At 63.6% G+C, this 648-nt stretch carries 1 protein-coding gene and 1 pseudogene; both read right to left on the bottom strand.

Going from position 1 to position 648, the window contains the following annotated elements; translation table 11 throughout:
- Positions 1-9: 9 nt before the first annotated feature.
- A complete protein-coding gene (locus tag ACP7AJ_RS21555) occupies positions 10-453 on the bottom strand; it encodes an IS1 family transposase (RefSeq protein WP_426062301.1) in 444 nt (147 codons plus the stop codon).
- Positions 401-648, bottom strand: a pseudogene (locus ACP7AJ_RS21550) (hypothetical protein); the annotation flags it as partial. The gene ACP7AJ_RS21555 and the pseudogene ACP7AJ_RS21550, both read right to left, overlap by 53 nt.

Genomic DNA, 648 nt, shown 5'->3' with positions numbered 1-648 from the left:
GGCAGTGGTCTAAGTTAAGGTGGTATTGTGATTGTCGATGACAATTTTAATTCGCGCGGAGTGCATGGCCAATGACTTGCTGAACGAGCAGGACTTGCGGACTAAGACGCCGCAGCGCTGGCGCAAGGAACAATTGAGGGCTTCAACGATGCTCGTGCCGCCGTTGCCTTTGGGGCAGCGGCGGTGCTGCCAGCGGGGCAGTACGTCCACATAGGCTGGAAACAGGTCGGTAAAATACCAGCAATGCCGCCGGTAGCGGCCCGGCAGGGCCTGCCATAACCGGCGGGCGGTGGCCGCATCGCGCCGGCCCAGCACCCAGGCCACGACGCGCCGGCTGGCGCGTTCGACGGCCAGCCAAAGCCACACCTTGCGCCGCCTGCGGCCCACGAACGTCCACATTTCATCCAACTCCAGCGCTTCCCATTCCCGGCGCTGGGCCTTTTTCGGCCGCAAGCGCGGCAAGGACGGGCTGGGCGCCTGTGCTTTTTTTTGCCAGTTTGGCCACCGTCATGCGCGAAACACCGGTCACGCGCACAATGCTACGTTGTGAATTGCGCTCGACCAGCAACTTTTCCACCTGCGCGTAACGAACGGCACGCGCACTGGCCGCGGGCGCAAAGCGGGCCTGGTGGCCGCACGCGGTGCATT

The organism is Hymenobacter sp. B1770 (genome assembly GCF_049896385.1).
Classification (GTDB): domain Bacteria; phylum Bacteroidota; class Bacteroidia; order Cytophagales; family Hymenobacteraceae; genus Hymenobacter.
Note: the sequence above shows the minus strand (reverse complement) of the source record. Positions and strands in the feature narration are given on the sequence as shown.